14 protein-coding genes are annotated in these 16412 nt (G+C 72.7%); 11 read left to right on the forward strand and 3 right to left on the reverse strand.

Annotation, left to right across the window (positions count from 1 at the left end):
* Positions 1 to 69 precede the first annotated feature (69 nt).
* Positions 70 to 1458 (forward strand): hypothetical protein, encoded by a 1389-nt coding sequence (locus CLV70_RS29740; protein ID WP_146164203.1) that lies wholly within the window; start codon positions 70 to 72, stop codon positions 1456 to 1458.
* Here CLV70_RS29740 and CLV70_RS29745 read toward each other — a convergent pair.
* Positions 1445 to 3610: a hypothetical protein gene (locus CLV70_RS29745; protein ID WP_106129996.1), complete on the reverse strand. Its 2166-nt coding sequence runs from the start codon at positions 3608 to 3610 to the stop codon at positions 1445 to 1447. The two genes, CLV70_RS29740 and CLV70_RS29745, sit on opposite strands and share 14 nt — an antisense overlap.
* A gap of 134 nt (positions 3611 to 3744) precedes the next feature.
* Between CLV70_RS29745 and CLV70_RS29750 the strand changes: the two genes are divergently transcribed.
* Complete coding sequence (locus CLV70_RS29750; protein WP_106129932.1) at positions 3745 to 4134, forward strand: tetratricopeptide repeat protein; 390 nt, start codon at positions 3745 to 3747, stop codon at positions 4132 to 4134.
* A 9-nt stretch (positions 4135 to 4143) separates the two neighbouring features.
* Complete coding sequence (locus CLV70_RS29755) at positions 4144 to 4428, forward strand: Smr/MutS family protein (protein WP_106129933.1); 285 nt, start codon at positions 4144 to 4146, stop codon at positions 4426 to 4428.
* Between the two features lie 11 nt (positions 4429 to 4439).
* Here the strand turns inward: CLV70_RS29755 and CLV70_RS29760 are convergent, their stop codons facing one another.
* Positions 4440 to 5879, reverse strand: a complete 1440-nt coding sequence (locus CLV70_RS29760) for an ATP-binding protein (protein WP_106129934.1) — start codon at positions 5877 to 5879, stop codon at positions 4440 to 4442.
* A 58-nt stretch (positions 5880 to 5937) separates the two neighbouring features.
* Positions 5938 to 8322, reverse strand: a complete 2385-nt coding sequence (locus CLV70_RS29765) for a M28 family peptidase (protein ID WP_106129935.1) — start codon at positions 8320 to 8322, stop codon at positions 5938 to 5940.
* Between the two features lie 117 nt (positions 8323 to 8439).
* Between CLV70_RS29765 and CLV70_RS29770 the strand changes: the two genes are divergently transcribed.
* From CLV70_RS29770 to CLV70_RS29805, 8 genes are all read left to right on the forward strand, one after another.
* The gene (locus CLV70_RS29770; RefSeq protein WP_106129936.1) at positions 8440 to 8787 is read left to right on the forward strand and encodes a hypothetical protein; all 348 of its coding nucleotides are present in this window, start codon (positions 8440 to 8442) and stop codon (positions 8785 to 8787) included.
* Positions 8788 to 8950: 163 nt separating this feature from the next.
* The gene (locus CLV70_RS29775; RefSeq protein WP_106129997.1) at positions 8951 to 10108 is read left to right on the forward strand and encodes a PP2C family protein-serine/threonine phosphatase; all 1158 of its coding nucleotides are present in this window, start codon (positions 8951 to 8953) and stop codon (positions 10106 to 10108) included.
* On the forward strand, positions 10105 to 11697 hold the full coding sequence (locus CLV70_RS29780) for a sensor histidine kinase (RefSeq protein ID WP_106129937.1): 1593 nt from the start codon (positions 10105 to 10107) through the stop codon (positions 11695 to 11697). The genes CLV70_RS29775 and CLV70_RS29780 overlap by 4 nt, the downstream gene beginning before the upstream one ends.
* On the forward strand, positions 11694 to 12149 hold the full coding sequence (locus CLV70_RS29785; RefSeq protein WP_106129938.1) for a response regulator: 456 nt from the start codon (positions 11694 to 11696) through the stop codon (positions 12147 to 12149). Before CLV70_RS29780 ends, CLV70_RS29785 begins: the two co-directional genes overlap by 4 nt.
* On the forward strand, positions 12142 to 12948 hold the full coding sequence (locus CLV70_RS29790) for an inositol monophosphatase family protein (RefSeq protein ID WP_106129939.1): 807 nt from the start codon (positions 12142 to 12144) through the stop codon (positions 12946 to 12948). Before CLV70_RS29785 ends, CLV70_RS29790 begins: the two co-directional genes overlap by 8 nt.
* Positions 12949 to 12956: 8 nt before the next feature.
* A complete protein-coding gene (locus tag CLV70_RS29795) occupies positions 12957 to 13715 on the forward strand; it encodes an SDR family NAD(P)-dependent oxidoreductase (RefSeq protein ID WP_106129940.1) in 759 nt (252 codons plus the stop codon).
* A 94-nt stretch (positions 13716 to 13809) separates the two neighbouring features.
* Positions 13810 to 14823 carry a coiled-coil domain-containing protein gene (locus tag CLV70_RS29800; protein ID WP_106129941.1) on the forward strand — a complete coding sequence of 338 codons (1014 nt, stop codon included), beginning with the start codon at positions 13810 to 13812 and terminating at the stop codon, positions 14821 to 14823.
* Positions 14824 to 14853: 30 nt separating this feature from the next.
* Entirely contained in the window at positions 14854 to 16359 is a 1506-nt protein-coding gene (locus CLV70_RS29805; protein WP_106129942.1) for a fused MFS/spermidine synthase, read from the forward strand.
* The last annotated feature ends 53 nt before the right edge of the window (positions 16360 to 16412 follow it).

A 16412-nucleotide genomic window follows, 5' to 3' on the forward strand; every position in this document is an offset into this window, starting at 1 on the left:
AAAACGGACTAAGAGCCCAATCTTGCGCATAATTCCCGCGTTGTGTCCGGTGGGGAGCGGAGGAACAGGGTGCGACTGGGCCGTATCGGAGGCGCCCTCGCGGTGCTGATCCTCGCCGCGGCCCCCGCGTCGCCGGCCGCGGCCCAGGGGACGTACCCGCCCGGGATCACCGCCGGGACGCTGGCCCTCGCGACGTCCGGGCCCGCCGTGGTCGCCGCCGGGGGCGCCGAGTCCTGCACGATCACCAGCGTGGGGGACGCGTACTGCTGGGGTCCGTCCGGGCGGCCCGTGGTGCGGTTACGGAACGCGGTGCAACTCGCCGCGGGGCCGGCCCGGACCTGCGCGATCGACGCCCGCGGGGACGCGTACTGCTGGGGTGCGGAATCCGCGCCGCGGCGGGTACCCGGCCTCACCGGCCGCACGCTCGTGGACATCGCCGCCGGTGACCGGCACACCTGCGCCCTCGACGACGAAGGATCCGCCTGGTGCTGGGGCGACGGCTCGCGGGGACAGCTGGGCGTGCCGGGTACGGGCCGATCGGCGACGCCCGTGCGGGTCGGCGGCCTGACCGGACCCGTGGTGGACCTCGCCGCCGGCGGGGACACCACGTGCGCCGCGACCGCCGGCGGGGTCGCGTACTGCTGGGGTGCCGGCGTGCCCGGCGGCGAGCGCAAGCGGCCCACGGCGCTCCGGACCGACGGCAAGGTGCGCCAGGTGGCGGTGGGGAGCCGGGGGCAGTGCGCCCTTGCCACCGATGGGGAGGCGACCTGCTGGGACCCGAAGGCGAGCAGCACCGGGCCGCTCGCCGGGATCAGCGTCGGCGCGGGACACGTCTGCGGGCTGCGGCGGGACGGGCGGGCGTGGTGCCGGGGGGACGGGGTCGCCGCCCCGGTGGACGTCGGCGCGCCGCTCGTCGCCCTCGACGCCGGAATCGGCCGCACCTGCGCCGTCGACACGGTGGGTTACGTGTACTGCTGGGGGCTGTCCGGCGTACCGATGCGGGTCGAGGGTCTGCCGCGAGCACCGGCGAGCGCGACCGGCGTGCGGGTGCGTGCCCTCGACGGCGGCCTGCGGTTGTCCTGGACACCCCCGGCCGACCTGGGCAGCGGGCAGTTCGAGTACGTGTGGGCGACGACCGCCGGCCACGAGTCCGGGTGCGCGCTGTCCGTGCTCACCGCCACCGGCTGCGAGCTGCGGAACCTGCACAACGGCCGGGCGTACGACGTCGCCGTGGTGGTGAAGACCAGCGACGGCGTGACGGTCAGTGACTACGTCACGGGGGCGCCCGCCGCGATCGCGCCCGAGCCGGCCGAGCTCACCTCCGCCGTGCCCCGGGTGTTGCCGCCGGACGCGGGCGGCGGGCTGCCGGTGACCGGGCTGAGCCCCGCCGCGCTGATCGCCATCGGCACGATGCTGCTCGGCGGGGGACTGGTCGCGCTGCTGGTCAGGAAGCCGTAGCCGCCAGCGCCGCGTCGCGGAACAGCTCGGCGCCCTGCTTCAGCCGCTCGGTGTAGTACACCCGGTTCCAGTTCGTCCAGGTCACCGGGCCGGTCGCCTGGTCGGTGCCGGCCGCGGAGACGGTCACCGACACGCCGGGGCTCGGCCGCAGGGTCAGCCGCTTCCCGTCCGGCACGCCGACCAGGTGCTTCGACGGGTCGGCGTACCCGAGCATCGCCCACGGCACCCGGATCACCAGCTCGTCGCCGTCGCGGTACCAGAGGGACCGGCTGTCGTCGGACGGGCGGCCGTACCGTAGCGAACCGGCGTTCTGAAGCTCGGCCGGCAGCCTTTCCCCGGTCGACGGGACCGACAGGTCCCGGTTGACGATCAGCTCGAAGCGCCGCCAGCCGGCCGGCGCCGGACCGCGCACGGCGTCCCGGACGGCGAAGTCCAGCGGCAACGGATCCAGCTCCTTCCTCAGGTACGCCTGCCCGCCGCGAGCAACCAGATCGAACACGAACGCCGCATCCGCCTCGCGGTTGCCGGAGCCGGGGGCGGCGGGCCCGGTGAGCCCGGGAAGCACGTCGAAGCCGACGGTCAGGGCGCCCGGCGGGGAGGCGCCCAACCCGACCCGCAGATGCACGTACGCCTCGTCCACCCGCGCCGTCACCCGCCGCGCCGGCCGCGCGGACTCGTCGTCGACCAGGTACGCGGTCGTGGCCTCCGGCGAGCCGGCCGCGTCCATCGCGATCAGGCCGAAGTGCTGCTCGTTCGTCAACGGGTCGTGCCACAGCTGGCGCCGCTCGGCGTCCTGATGCGCGACGGTGTTCCAGGTGAACTTGAACCACTCGTCCGCCCACGCGAACAGGAAGCCGCCGGCCAGCCCCTGATCCCGGATCAGCCGCAGCAGCTCGGCGTCGATGCGCATCGCCTCGCGCTCGCTGTGGTCACCCTGGGAGCGGCCCAGCGGGCCGTGGTGCGCGGACCCGATCGACGACGGTACGCCGAACTCGGTCACCAGCGTGGGCATGTCGCGGTGGTGGCGGCGCAGGGCGGCGAGATAGCCCGCGTACGGGTCGGGCCGGCCGCGGTACCGGTACGCCTGGAGCCCCGGCTCGTGCCGCTGGAAGTCCGGGTAGTACGGGTACGCGTGGTAGCTCGCGAACGTCCCGGCCGGCCACGCCGCGGTGGGCAGCACGTGGTTGGGGTCGAGCTGGAGCAGATCCTCCTGCCCGAGGGGCTCCTCCGGGTGCCGCAGCGGGTCGGTCGTCGGCCAGTTCACGAACGCGATGGGCTGGCTCAGGCCCTGCGCCGCCTCGTACCCGGCCAGTTCGTCCATCCGCGCCGCCAGCCAGCGTTCGGTGGGGGAGGCCGCCGCGGTGCTCCGGAAGTAGCGGCCCTGGACGGCGGGGGCGGCGGTGTTGCGCTTGTCGGAGACGTCGGCCGCGTACGGGTCCAGCTCCACCCCGATGATCCAGCCGGTCAGCCACGGCGTGACGTCGGCGTCCCAGGTGCCGTCGGCCCGGCCGGCCTGCGGCGCGCGGGCGAGCCGGCCCCGGACCGCGGCGCTCGCGTCCCGCAACTCGTCGCGGAACGCGCTGGTGACACCGCGGTCGTAGAGGTTGCGCTTCTCGACGTACGACTCGTCGGGGAAGTAGACGCCCTGCATAAGGTAGAGCGGCCGGGCCGGGTTGGCCCGGTTGTACCGGACCAGCTCGGTGTAGAAGGCCGGCGGGTGGATGGTGTAGATCCGGATCACCCGGATGCCCAGCCAGCCCATCGCCGCGAACCAGACCCGGTACTGCTCGGCGCCGATGGACAACTCGCCCGGCAGGTGCCCCGGCGTGGTGCTGCCCAGGTTGATGCCCGGCAGGAAAGTCACGTCCCCACCCGCGGTACGGAGCGCGAACGTCTGCCCCCGGGCGACCGCGACACTGGACAGGCCGCCGGCGGACCGGGGCGCCGGCGCCCACGACGGGCCGGCGGGCGGCGCACTGAGCGCGGCGACGCCCGGTATGGCGAACGCCGCGGACCGGACCGCCGGCCGCGCGGCCGCCCCGGCCAGGAACAGGCACATGCCGAGGGTCACCAGCCCGATGGTGACGGCCTTGGCACGCCCGAACCGCGGTCGCGGCGGAGCCTCGACGAGATGACGCGGGAAGTCGCCCACCCCGGCATTCTCCGTCCCGACGGTTGCGGAATCGGCCGAATTGTCGGTGAAGGTGGACCGCAGGAACACTCGCCGTTCGCCCGGAGTTGTGCCAGCGTTGGTCAGGTCGGCGGCACGAGCAGGGGAGCGGACGCGTGGATCTTCTCGAGGAGTACCGCAGGGCAACATTCACCTTCGAGTCCGGCGACCCGCTCGGCGCGGCCCGGATGCTGGAACCCATCGTCGAGGCCGAACCGCACAACGCCGCGGTGCGCCAGCTCCTGGCCCGGGCGTACTTCAACTCGGCCCAGCTGGCGGGGGCGGAGAAACAGCTCAGAACCCTGATCGAGCGGGACCCGTCGGACCACTACGCGCACCACGTGCTCGGCCGGACCCTCGAACGGGCCGGCCGCTTCAGCGAGGCCCTCCCGCACCTGCGCCTGGCGGCGGCGATGAAACGCCACGACGACTACGAGGACGCGCTGCGCCGGGTCGAGACCTGGGTGGGCAAGAACGGCGGCCGCACCTCGTACGCCGCTGAGTAGGCTGCGCACGTGAAGCTCAAACTGGATCTCCACGACATCTTCAACCGGGGCACCGAGATCGACAAGGCGCTCCGCGGCATCATCGACGAAGCGATCCAGAGGAAGGCCACCCTGGTCGAGATCATCCCGGGCAAGGGCAGCGGCCAGCTCAAGAAGAAGGTGCTGCGCTTCCTCGACCAGAAGGAGATCAAGCAGCTCTACCACCGCGTCGAGAAGGACGGCGACAACTGGGGCCGCCTCTTCGTCCACTTCCGCTTCGACGCCCCCACCGGCCGCCGCGGCCGAGGGCGCTGACGAACGCCCGGTCACCGTTGCCAGGAAGCCAGCACGTCCTCGGGCCCCCACGCGACGTCCACCGTGTCGGCCGGCAGGTCGAAGCCCGAGCGTGAGACCGCGATCAGTCCGGTGCGGGTGACCTCGAAGCCCGGGATGTGCCGGGCGCCCTCCCTGAGTTGGTGCAGGTCGCGGGTGCCGAAAGGGGTGCCGAGCCACTTCAGGGATCCGCAGAAGTAGAGCTGCGAGGCGATGGGGCCCCGATCGGCGCCGACCAGATCGATCTCCGGATTGAACTGACGGTTCCACCAGCCACCGACGGCGTGGGCTTCCGGCCAGGGCAGGGCGCCGCCGAGCGCGGCCTGCTCCAGCGAGGAACGGATCAACGGCTCGACAGCGCGGCCGCGCCAACTCGCCCAGCGGGTGGTGAACAGTCTGTATCCGGCGTCCGGCCGGCCACGCCGGCTGAGGTTGTGGACGTCGCGCAGGATGGCGAGGTAGAGGCGCAGGTTGGTGTCGGCGATCCGGTAGAGGGCCGGCTTGCCGCCGGCCGCCGACAGCGGATGGTCCGCCGCCAGGACCTGTTTGTCGTCGGTGAGCTGCCGCAGCAGCGGTGACAGGGTGCCGGAGCTGACCGGTCCGCCGTGACCGCCGGCGGCGCTGGCGATGCTGGTGAAGGCATGAGCGTCCCCGCCGACCGATTCGACGACCCGCCGGGCGACGTCCGGGTTGGGGAACTCCGACGTCAAGGCCTGCTCCGGCACCGTGAACAGCGGGGATGCGGGGTCGGCGCATTCGTCGCGCAGATAGTCGTCGGCGGGTACGCCGGACGGCCAGCGCAGCAGGATCCCGGGCAGGCCGCCGGTGACGAGGTGCGCATCGATCGCGTCCGAGCCCGGGAGGCCGGTCGCTGATGCCGTGTCAGCGAGGTTCAGCGGACCCAGGACCAGGTTGTCCGCTCGCCCGAAGAACGGCCGGTCGTACGCCGTGAGCCGTTGCATCATGTGCAGATCGCTGCCGAGCAGGAGCAGCAGGACCGGGCGGCTCGACAACAACCTGTCCCAGACGACTTGAAGGTGCCCGTCGAACGTGTCGTCCTGCTCGGACAGCCACGGCAACTCGTCGAGGACGACGATGCACGGCTGGTCCGGCAGGACACCGGCGAGCACCCGCAACATGTCACCCCAGCCGCCCGGCGGCGGGGTGCCGGGGAGCAGCGCGCGGTCGGCCGGCAGATCCGACTCGGTCAGGGCGGCGAGGAACTGGGCGGTCGACTCGGTGACGGACGCGCCCTTGACGGCTGTGAAGTACAGGTAGGGGAGCCCCGAGCGGTCACATAGCTCCTGCACGAGGCGTGACTTGCCGACCTGACGGCGGCCCCGGATGGCGACCGCCAGACCCGTTCGCGTGCGGGAGACATGCTCGACGCGCTTGGTCAGCAGCGACAGCTCGTTGCGCCGGCCGACGAACACGGGCACCTCCGATTGCGCACAGTTAGGTAGATCCGATCTACGTAGATGGAATCTACCTCTAGAAGGTGTAGGTCTTGGCTACGGCGAGCATGTCGGAGCTGTGGGAGCCGGCCACGCCGACGTCTGCCGGGCGGGGGTGGAAGCCCGGGAGGGTCGTGAGGCCGTCGCTCGCGTCCATGGCCCGGAGTCTGAGCGGGGCGGTTGCCGGGATGGTGAGGGTCACCTCGATGCCGGCGGTGGGGGGTGCGTGGAAGACGAAGCCGAAGCCCCAGGTGCCGCCGGCGGCGCGGTCGATCGGGAGGGGGCGGCCGCTCACCGTGGCCGCGTACACCTCGGTCTGGGCGGTCACGTGCAGGGTTACCAGGCGGGCCGGTCGTTTCGGGGTGAGGCGGAGGGTGACCGTGCGGCGGTCGCCCGTGGTGGTGTCGGTGGTCTTGGTGAGGTCCGGGGCCGGGAGGGTGGCGGGCTGGGCCGGGCCGGAGAGCAGCTTCTCGTCGCCGAAGGCCGGGAGGGTGTCGGTGACCGGGGCCGGGTCGTCGCCGACGAACCGGGCGGTCCAGGCGGAGGGTGACGGCGAGCCGCTCAGCCAGCGGGCCTGGCCGGTGTCGGCGTCCAGGGCGTACATCAGGTGGGCCGGGGCCGGGTGGGTGCCGTCGAAGCGGTCCACGAGCAGGCCGGTGGCCGCGAGGGCGAGCGCGGCCAGCGTCGCGGTCAGGGCGGGGGCGGCGCCGCGGCGGCGGGCGCGCAGGGTGTCGAGGCCGCGCTGGCCGCCGGCCTCGGGATGGATCAGGTCGAGGATCGGCAGCAGCGCCAGGGCGAGGAGGACGGCGATGAAGGCGCCGGCGCCGGCCAGGTTGAGGCCCATCGCGGGGAAGAACATGACCGTCGTGGGGAGCAGCACGACGACCGCGACCGTCGCGCCGAGGATGACCGCCAGGACCGGTGCCCAGCCCGGGGCGCGGCGGAGCAGGACGGCGGCGATGCCGGCGGCGGCGCCCGCCATGGACGGGACGGCCGTGAGGTAGGAGCCGCCGGGGGCCAGGGCCGCGAGGGCGAGGCCGAGCAGCGCCAGCCAGAACAGGCCCGCGACGGCGAGGGCGGCCGGGCCGAGGCGGCGGCGGAGCAGGGCGTACCAGGCGCTGACCACGGCGACCGTCAGGGCCAGGACGGCGAGGCGATACCACTCCGGGCGGTACGGGTCGATCGGCATTTCCGCGTACCCGGGACGGATGATTTTGATCAGGATCCAGAGGAGCTGGGCGAGCACCGGGACGGCGAGGAGCGGCACCACGGCGAGCGCGACGGCGGCGAACTGGCGCGGGATCGTCACCAGACCGCGGCGCCGGGCGAGCCAGGCGAGGGCGAGCACCGCCAGCAGCGCCGCGACCGCGAGCGGCCAGGTCCACGTGCCGGGATAGTGGGCGAGCCCGCCGGGCACCGGGAAATACGTCGCGTCGCCGCTCGACCTCAGGCCGGCCAGGTCGCGGTTGCCGAGGTCGCGGGTGAGGGCGAGCACGGTGTCGCCGTGGTGCTGGAGGCTGTCGCGGTCCATCGCGGCGGGCGTGTCGAGCGGCGTGTGATAAACCGCCGCGCCGTCGATGTACGCGCTGTTCAGCCCGGTGAAGCCGGCCTCGCGGAAGGCGGTGAAATCGGTGTCGTTGGGCAGCAGCCGGTAGATCTCGACGGCGAACGAGGTGCCCACCGGGTGCGGGACCGACGCCAGGGCGTCCACCAGCCCCGCGTTGTCGGCCGAGGTCTCGAACGTGATCGCCGGGCCGCTGCTGCCGCGGGCCTCCAGGTTGAGCACGACGCCCCCGCCCCGGGCCAGCGGGTGCTGGTCGACGAAGGCCTTCGCCCCGCACAGGCAGGCCTCCTCGGCGTCGGTCAGCACGAGGACCAGGTCGTTGCGCAGGCGCGGGCCGCCGCTCAGGGCGCGCACCGCCTCGAGGATGGCGGCGACGCCCGCGGCGTCGTCGTTGCCGCCCGGGCCGGTCTGCACCGAGTCGTAGTGCGCGACCAGGAAGATCCGACCGGTGGATCCGGTGCCCGGCCGCAGCGCCACGACGTTGCGCACCTGAGCCAGGCCCACGCCGCCCGCGCTGGACGACAGCTCGCTGCCCTGGGTGCTGACGGTGTCCTGCACCTCGGTCTCGAATCCGAGGTCGCGCAGGGTGCCCAGCAGATGGTCGCGGACCGCATCGTTGGCGGCGCTGCCCGCCACGTGCGGCCCGGCCCCCAGGGTGCGGACGTGCCGGAACGCGCGCTCGGCGCTGAACTCGCCGGCCGGGGCGTCCGCGGGCCGCGCGGACGGCGGACGCACCGCCTGCAGGGCGAGCGCGCCGACCACGGCCAGGAGCAGGACCGCGGCCAGGGCGGCCCAGCCTCGCCGCGCGGGCCGGGTCAGCGCCCGGTCCACCGCCTCGACCCTCGGCACGTCCCCCATGGACCCTCCCGGCTCGCCGGCCCGGCGACCTTGCCGGACCTCCGCAGTCAACTTATGCGGGTGAGCCCCCGCCGGGTAGCCGCGCGATCTTACGGTCCGGTGACATAACTTTGTCCCGTGACAGCCCCGCTCGATCCCGCCGCCGTCGTCGCCGAGTTCCTCGAGCGGGTGGTGCCCTACGACCCGGCGCCCGAGGCCGGCCCGGTCGCCGTGATCGGGGTGCGTACCGCCCTCGGCGAGGCGACGTTCCAGGTCGGCGACCACGTCGTCCGGGCGATCTGCCGGGCGCTGGAGGCGTACCGGGATCCCGAGGACCGGGGGCTCTGCACGGGGTGCGGCGGGCGCCGGCTCGACGAGAACCTGCACTGCCGGGACTGCGGGCAGCTGCACGGGATCCTCGGCCAGGTGATCGCCCAGCACGCCCGGCGGGTGGCCCAGGACCCCTCGTACGGCCCGCCGGCATGAGGCCGGGCCTGAGTTGTGCCTCCGCCGCGGGTGATGGACGATCAGCGGGTCATGTCAAGAGTCGAGCCCCCGCGCACACCGGTGCCGCCGTCCCGCGTACCGCCCACGGTCCTGCACCGGGCGGGGTGACGCCGTGACCGGAGTGACCACGCCCCGGCCCGTGATGGCGCCGGAGCGGCTGCGGATCCTGCTCGTCGAGGACGACGAGGGCGACGCCTTCCTGGTCCGCGAGCTGCTGGCCGAGGCCGGTGCCTCGTTCGACCTGCGGATCGCCACCAGCCTGCGCGAGGCGCGCACGATGATGCGCGGCGTCCAGTGCGTGCTGCTCGACCTCGGGCTGCCCGACGCGGAGGGCATCGACGGGCTGCGCAAGCTGCTCGGGGTGGCCGGCAGCGCCGCCGTCTGCGTGCTCACCGGGCGCTCCGACGAGCACCTCGGCGTCCAGGCAGTCGCCGAAGGCGCCCAGGACTACCTGGTCAAGGGCCAGGTCGACGGCGTGCTGCTGGTCCGGGCGCTGCGCTACGCGGTCGAGCGCAAGCGCGCCGACGAGAACGCCCAGCGGCTGCGCGAGGTCGAGTTGCGCCAGGCGGAGTCGGCGCGCCTCGAGCGGGGCCTGCTGCCCCAGCCGCTGATGCAGACGACCAAGGTGGCGGTGCACACGTTCTACCGCTCCGGGCGGGCGATGGGCCTGCTCGGCGGCGACTTCTTCGACGTCGTGCAGGTCGGCGACAGCAAGCTGCACGTGATCGTCGGCGACGTCTGCGGGCACAGCGTCGACGAGGCGGCGCTCGGCGTCGAGCTCCGGGTGGCCTGGCGGGCGCTGGTGCTCGCGGGCGTACCCGAGAACTACGTCCTTGCCGCCCTGGAACAGGTCCTCATGACCGAGCGGCGGGCCAGGGAGGTCTTCGCCACCGTGGCGATGGTCTCCCTCGATCTCGCCGGCAACCGCGCGACCGTCCGCCTCGCCGGTCACCCGCCGCCGGTGCTGCTCTCCGGCGGTGCGGCGGCCCCGGTGACCGCGCGGACCGGCATCGTGCTGGGCGTACGCCCCACCCCCACCCCCGCGACCGACGTGGAGTTCTCCGGCGATGACTGGTCCCTGCTGATGTACACCGACGGACTGATCGAGGGCCACACCGGCGAGGGCAACGAACGGCTCGACGTCGAGGGGCTGTGCGGCCTGCTGAGCGAGCCCGCGGCGAAGGACGTACCGCTGGCCGCGCTGCCCGCCTGGCTGGTCGGACGCGCGGAGCAGGGCAACGGCGGGCCGCTCGCCGACGACGTCGCCATGCTGCTGATCTCGCGGGGCGGTGGCCGGTGAGCGTGCTGCGGGTGGGCACGTGGACCCTGCGCCGGCGCGTTCTCGCCCTTTGCGTGACCGTCGGGCTGCTCCTCGGCGCGCTCGGCGTGGTGGCCGCCTTCACCGCCGCGAGCAGCAACCGGCAGCTGGACGACGTGGTCAACCGGGCGAGCCCCATGCGGGCGGCGGGGGAGCGCCTCAACACCGCCGTCGTGGACCAGGAGACCGGCGTCCGCGGGTACGCGATCACCGGGCGTGACCAGAATCTGGACCCGTACCGCAGCGGGCTCGCCGCCGAGCAGGCCGAGATGGCGCAGATCGAGCGCCTCCTGCGGTCCGGTCCGCTGGAGGACCGGATCCGGGCCGACCTCGCCGAGGTGGCGAGCCGCTCCCGGGCCTGGCACACCGCGGTCGCCGAGCCGATCCTCGACGCCGTGCGCACCCGGGGCCCGGAGGCGGGCCGGGCGCTGGTGGAGGCCGGCAGCACGACCGAGTTCAACGCGTTGCGCGAGGCCATCACCGCGATGCAGACCGACATCGGCGTGCTCCGTGAGCGGTCCGCCGAGGCCGCGAAGGACGCCAGCAAGCGCATGGTGGCGATCCAGATCGCGGCGGCGGCCATCATCGTGCTCGCCGGCGCCGCGCTCATGCTGCTGCTCGACCGGATGGTGAGCCGCCCGGTCACCGAGCTGGCGGAGCAGGTGCGGCAGGTCGCCAAGGGCGACTACGACAAGCACATCGAGAGCACGGGCTCGCCCGAGCTGAGCAAACTCGCCGACGACGTGGACGGCATGCGCCGGCAGATCGCCGCCGAGCTGGCCGAGGTGCGCGAGGCCCGCCAGCAGATCGAGTGGGTCAACGACCAGCTCAAGCAGCAGGCCGACGAGCTGACCAGATCCAACCGGGACCTCGAGCAATTCGCGTACGTGGCGTCGCACGACCTGCAGGAACCGCTCCGGAAGGTGGCGAGCTTCTGCCAGTTGCTGCAGCGGCGCTACGCGGGGCAGCTGGACGAGCGGGCGGACCAGTACATCGGCTTCGCGGTGGACGGCGCCCAGCGCATGCAGCGGTTGATCAACGACCTCCTGGCCTTCTCCCGGATCGGGCGGCTGACCTCGGGCTTCTCGGACGTGGACCTGAACAGGGTGCTGACCGAGGTGACGTCGCAGCTGGAGGCGCGGGCGGGTGACGACGCCCGGATCGAGTGGGCGGACCTGCCGACGGTCGAGGGCGAGGAGCCCCTGCTGACCACGTTGTTCGTGAACCTGATCGGCAACTCCCTGAAGTTCCGCCGTCCCGAGGTGCCGCCGGTCATCACGGTGAGTGCGCGCCAGGACGGGGAGGAGTGGCTGCTCAACGTCCGCGACAACGGGATCGGCATCGAGGCGGAGTTCGCCGACAAGGTCTTCGTGATCTTCCAGCGGCTGCACGGGCGGGACGCGTACGAGGGCACCGGGATCGGACTGGCGATCGTCAAGAAGATCGTCGAATACCATGGCGGGCGGATCTGGCTGGATCTCGACGTCACCGAAGGCACATCCATCTGGTTCACGTTGCCGCTGCTGGCGGGTGTGCCGGTGCAGGAGAAAGCGAAAGAGGTCGCCTCATGACCGGAGCAATCCGTCAGGACGGTACGCCGATCGAGGTGCTGCTGGTCGAGGACGACCCGGGCGACGTGCTCATGACGCAGGAGGCCTTCGAGGAGCACAAGGTCCGCAACCGGCTCACGGTGGTGTCCGACGGCGCCGAGGCGCTCAGCTATCTGCGCCGCGAGGGCCGGTACGCCGACGCCGTACGCCCGGACCTGATCCTGCTCGACCTCAACCTGCCCCGGCGCGACGGCCGGGAGGTGCTCGAGGAGATCAAGAAGGACGACGAGCTGTGCCGGATCCCGGTGGTCGTGCTCACCACCTCGGCCGCCGACGAGGACATCCTGCGCAGCTACCAGCTGCACGCGAACGCGTACGTGACGAAGCCGGTGGACTTCGACCGGTTCATCGCGGTGATCCGCCAGATCGACGAGTTCTTCGTCAGCGTCGTGAAGCTGCCGCCGCGTGCGTGACGACCTGATCGACCAGGTCACCGACCTGGTGCGCGAGGTGGCACGCACGATCGTGCTGCCCCGGTGGCGCCACCTCGGCACGTCGGAGGTGCGGGAGAAGTCGCCCGGCGACCTGGTGACGATCGCCGACCAGGAGTCGGAACGCGCGCTGACCGCCGGGCTGACGGCGCTGCTGCCGGGTTCGACCGTGGTCGGCGAGGAAGCGGTCGCCGCCGACCCCGCCGTGCTCGACCGCGTCGGCGACGGCGGCGCGGTGTGGATCGTCGACCCGGTCGACGGTACGAACAACTTCGCCGCCGGCAAGTCGCCGTTCGCCGTGATGGTGGCGCTGCTGCGCGACGGTGAGCCGGCCGCCGGGTGGATCCTGGACGTGGCCGGCGACCGGATGACGGTCGCGGAGGCCGGCAGCGGGGCCTATCTGGACGGCGTACGGCTGAAGACCCGCGGCGACGACCCGGGCGCCGGCGCCCTGACCGGCTCGATCTCCCGGAACTACTTCCCGGACGAGCTGCGGACCGGCATCGACGAGAACGCGTCCCGGCTCGGCCGGGTGACCGGCGGCCATCACTGCGCGGGGTACGAGTACCCGTCCGTCGCCACCGACGAGCAGCAGTTCGCCGTCTTCTGGCGCATCCTGCCGTGGGACCACACGCCCGGCGCGCTGATCCTGCGCGAGGCCGGCGGAGCGGTGCTGCACCTGGACGGTTCGGCGTACCTGCCGACGGATTCGCAGCGCGGCCTGCTCATCGCGGCCAACCACGACATCTGGCACACCGTCCGCGGCACCCTGCTTCCCTGAGGGCACGCATGGCTTCGTACCTCGACGATCTCTTCGGACTGGGCGGGCGCACCGCGATGGTGACCGGCGGCAGCTCCGGCATCGGGCGTGCGATGGCCGGCGCGCTGGGCCGGGCCGGTGCGCGCGTGGTGCTGGTCGCGCGGCGCCCCGGGCCGTTGCGCGACACCGCCGCCGACCTGGCCGCCGACGGGGTCGCGGTGGAGACGGTCGCCGCGGACCTGGCGGACCGGTCGGCCCTCGACCGGGTGATCGGGTACGGGCGGGTGGACATCCTCGTGAACGCCGCCGCGGTCAACCGGCGCCCGCCGCTCGACGAGCTCACCGAGGACGACTGGAACGTCACCCTCGCCGCCAACCTGACCGCGCCCTTCCTGCTGGGGCAGCACTTCGGCCCTGCCATGGCGGCGCGCGGCTGGGGGCGGATCATCAACGTCGTCTCGCAGCAGGCGTTCCGGGCGTACGGGAACAGCGGCGCGTACGGCGCGGCCAAGGCGGGCCTCGTGGGCCTGACCCGCTCGCAGGCGGAGGCGTGGTCCGGCCGGGGCGTGACGTGCAACGCGATCGCCCCGGGAGTGGTGCACACCCCGCTGACCGAGCCGGTCTTCGCCGATCCGGAGAAGGTGGCCGCGCACGCCCGCCGGACGATGATCGGGCGCAACGGCGTACCGGAGGATTTTGTCGGTTGTGTCGTTTATCTGGCGAGTGCTGCTAGCGCTGCGGTGACGGGTCAGACACTGTTCGTCGACGGTGGATATTCGGCGACATGATCGATCTGCCTTCTGGTGTGTGGGCGGGGTAGAGTCACCCGCGCTCATCACTACGTTGGGTTTCAGTCGAAGCGGCTCAGCCTGGAGGTGGATCGTGGCGGCGACTCTCCCTAGCCGGGCGAAGCACGGCCTGGCACTGCTCGCGGCGACCGTGATGCTGCTCGTTGCAGCTCCCGCGGCGCACGCGGCCCCCAGCGACCCCGAGGGCGGGTCGAAGACCCTGCGCGCCCAGCTGGAATCGGCGGCCAAGGGCCACGTCGAGGCGAAACAGAAGCTCGCGGCCTCGAAGAAGCGCCAGGGCCAGCTGAAGGTCACGCTGAAGCAGGCGCAGGACAGGGCCGCGGCCCTGGACGGCCGGGTCCAGGAGATCGCCAGCCGCTCCTACCGGCAGGGGCGCTTCACCACCATGACGATGCTGCTCAACAGCTCGTCCCCGGACGGCTTCCTCGACCGCATGCTGCGCCTCGACCAGATGGCCCAGGTCGACGGGCACGCCCTGACCGAATATCGCAATGCGGTGACCACCGCCGAGAAGGCGACCAAGGCCATCGACCTCGAGGTCAAGGAACAGCAGAACCAGGTCAAGGTGCTGGCCCGGAAGAAGCAGCAGGCCGAGAGCGCCCTGGCGGCGGCCGGTGGCGGCGCGGTGGCCGGCGGCTTCGTCAACGCGAACTCGCCCCTCGCCAAGGCCGCCCCGCGCAACTCGGACGGCTCGTGGCCCAAGGAGTCGTGCACGGTCAACGACCCGACCACGTCCGGGTGCATCACGCCGCGGTTGCTGAACGCGTATCAGCAGGCCAAGGCGGCCGGGTTCAAGCGCTACACCTCCTGTTTCAGCCAGCGCTCCTCCGGCGAGCATCCCAAGGGACGCGCGTGTGACTTCTCCGCCGCCCCCGGCGGCTTCGAGAACGTCAACGCCTCCGGCGGCGACCGTACGTACGGCAACAATCTGGCCGCCTACTTCGTGAAGAACGCCGAGCGGCTCGGCGTGATGTACGTGATCTGGTACCGCCAGATCTGGCATCCCAGCAACGGCTGGTCGTCGTACAGCGGCTCCGGCGGGCCGAATGCGACACACACGAACCACGTGCACCTCTCGATGCTTTGACCCTCAGCCGGCGTCTGTAGCATTCCGCCGATGGAATCACCACGGGCCCTTCCGTCCGGGCTGGCTACCGCGCTCGTCTTCTTCGCCAGCGGCGCCGTCCTCGTCCTCGAGATCGTGGCGTTGCGGCTCGTCGGGCCGTACGTCGGCGTGACCCTTCAGGTCAGCAGCTCGGTGATCGGCATCTCGCTGGCCGCGATCGCGTACGGGACGTGGCTCGGCGGCCGGCTCGCGGACCGGTACGACCCCCGGCTGCTGCTCGCGCCCGCCCTGCTGCTGGCCGCGATCACCACCGCGGTCACCCTGCCGCTGGTGCGCTGGGGCGGTGAGATCCTGCGCGGCGGCGCGGCCCCGGCGGTGCTGCTGCTCGCCGCGCTGGCCGTGTTCCTGCCCGCGTTCCTGCTCTCCACGATCACTCCGCTGACGGTGAAGCTCCAGCTCGGCGACCTGCGCCGGACCGGCGAGGTGGTGGGCCGGCTGTCCAGCTTCGGCACCCTGGGGGCGATCACGGCGACGCTCGGCACCGGCTTCATCTTCGTCGCCGCGATGCCCAGCAGCTGGATCGTGCTGACCCTCGCCGGGCTGCTCGCGGTCGCCGGGTTCGGGCTCGGGTGGTGGCTGCGGCGGCGGCATCCCGAGGTGGCGCTGCCGGGGCGGTCGCGGACCCGGGCCGTGCTCGCCACCGTCGGGCTGGTCGGCGCCGGGCTGGGGGCCTCCGCGCCGACGCCGTGCGACGTGGAGACCGCGTACCACTGCGCCCGCGTCGACGCCGACTCGCAGAAGGCGGGCGGTCGGACGCTGTTCCTCAACTCGGCGCGGCACTCGTACGTCGACCTCAATGACCCGAAACACCTGGAATACGCGTACGTCCAATGGCTCGGCGCGATCATCGACATCCAGAAGTCCGGCGGCGCCCCGATCGACGCCCTGCACCTCGGCGGCGGCGGCTTCACCGTGCCCGAGTACGTCGCGGCCACCCGCCCCGGCAGCGACCAGCTCGTCCTGGAACTCGACGGCGGCCTGGTCGACCTCGACAAGCGGGAACTGGGCCTCACCACCGGCCCCCAGCTGCGAGTCCGGGTCGGCGACGCGCGGGTCGGGCTCTCCGAACAGAAGGACCGCGCGTACGACGTGGTCGTCGGCGACGCCTTCGGCCACCTCGTGGTGCCCTGGCACCTCACCACCCGGGAGATGGCCGCGGACATCTCCCGCGTCCTGCGCGACGGCGGCGTGTACGCCCAGAACGTCATCGACTACCCGCCGGACCGCTTCATCCGCGCCGAGCTGGCCACGGTCGCCGACGTCTTCCCGCACGTCGCCGTGATCGCGCCGAAGGCGGCCCTCGCCGGGGAGATCGGCGCCAACTTCGTGATCGTCGCCTCCCGATCCCCGCTGCCGCTCGCCGAGCTCCGCTCCCACCTCGACCTCGTGGACGAGCCCGTCGAACTGGTGTCCGGCCCGGCCCTCGACACGTTCATCGGCCACACCCGGGTCCTGACCGACGACTACGCCCCGGTCGATCAACTGCTCGCCGGCTGAATCCGGCCGCCTGCCGGTCGGCCGTCCGGCTGGCCGTCGGCCTCGGTGCGGCT

The sequence above is a fragment of the Pseudosporangium ferrugineum genome (assembly GCF_003002065.1).
Lineage (GTDB): Bacteria > Actinomycetota > Actinomycetes > Mycobacteriales > Micromonosporaceae > Actinoplanes > Actinoplanes ferrugineus_A.

Bases quoted from the DNA above. Each gene is read 5' to 3' on its own strand.
- CLV70_RS29765 (WP_106129935.1), bottom strand. From the start codon at position 8,322: ATGGGGGACGTGCCGAGGGTCGAGGCGGTGGACCGGGCGCTGACCCGG.
- CLV70_RS29775 (WP_106129997.1), top strand. From the start codon at position 8,951: ATGGCGCCGGAGCGGCTGCGGATCCTGCTCGTCGAGGACGACGAGGGC.
- CLV70_RS29785 (WP_106129938.1), top strand. From the start codon at position 11,694: ATGACCGGAGCAATCCGTCAGGACGGTACGCCGATCGAGGTGCTGCTG.
- CLV70_RS29795 (WP_106129940.1), top strand. From the start codon at position 12,957: ATGGCTTCGTACCTCGACGATCTCTTCGGACTGGGCGGGCGCACCGCG.
- CLV70_RS29805 (WP_106129942.1), top strand. From the start codon at position 14,854: ATGGAATCACCACGGGCCCTTCCGTCCGGGCTGGCTACCGCGCTCGTC.